The organism is Vibrio sp. 1249-1 (genome assembly GCF_033340495.1).
Genome location: NZ_JAWOWJ010000456.1, coordinates 1 through 739 on the forward strand (window position 1 = coordinate 1; position 739 = coordinate 739).

Consider the following 739-nt stretch of genomic DNA (forward strand, 5'->3'; position numbering starts at 1 on the left):
GAGCAGTATGACTTGGCCGCCGATCATCTCCGTCTTGTCGGAAAGAAAAAGCGATAGGGGGATAGATGAAAGCCCAGGCATACCCACCATCAGTCATTCGTAAAGGCGCTGTGTTGTACGCAGCCCTTTATTACATCTCTGATGATGATAAAGCAAAGGTCGAGGTTACAGAGTGGATAGTTCGCTCTATTCAGAAACGACGCAACTCAACCAGCGATCAACGCTATGTCAATCTTGCCCAAAAGTTAGATGGGATTACGTGGGGGAAAAGGTCACGGAAGAATGGGGACTTTGGTTGGTTGCCATCTATACCGAGCTGGTGCTTGAAGCAGTTCCGGGAAGGTGGCGAATTGCCTTTTGGCGTTTATACGACGCGACTGGCCGCTCTCAAGTTTGCGAAAGTCAGCTTGCAGGAAGAGGTCCAATATTGCGAGGCCGAGCTGAAAAAGGCTCAGACAGCAGAGGATACTCAGGAACTCCAAGAGGAGCTGGCGGAGAACCAGAGACTTCTGAAAGCTGCTGGAGCAATGGTGAAGCGCGAGCAAAACAAGAAGAAAAGAGGTTGACCAATGTTACCGATCGTCTCCCCCTCCGTAGTAACCAAACAACTTGCGTTCAATCGAGTAGGCGATAAACGCAAGGTTAGGGTTTCGTCCAACTTTTTGGATGTTATGGGGTTCAAGCCAGGTATGGGCATCGCCGTTGAGCCAGGGGAGGGGATGGGCGGTTTTTCGGTGAT

Annotated in this window: 1 protein-coding gene; it reads left to right on the forward strand. The window is 50.5% G+C overall.

What is annotated here, in order from left to right:
- Window positions 1-65 precede the first annotated feature (65 nt).
- Window positions 66-566 (forward strand): hypothetical protein, encoded by a 501-nt coding sequence (locus R7Z50_RS26965; RefSeq protein WP_318149677.1) that lies wholly within the window; start codon window positions 66-68, stop codon window positions 564-566.
- Window positions 567-739 lie beyond the last annotated feature (173 nt).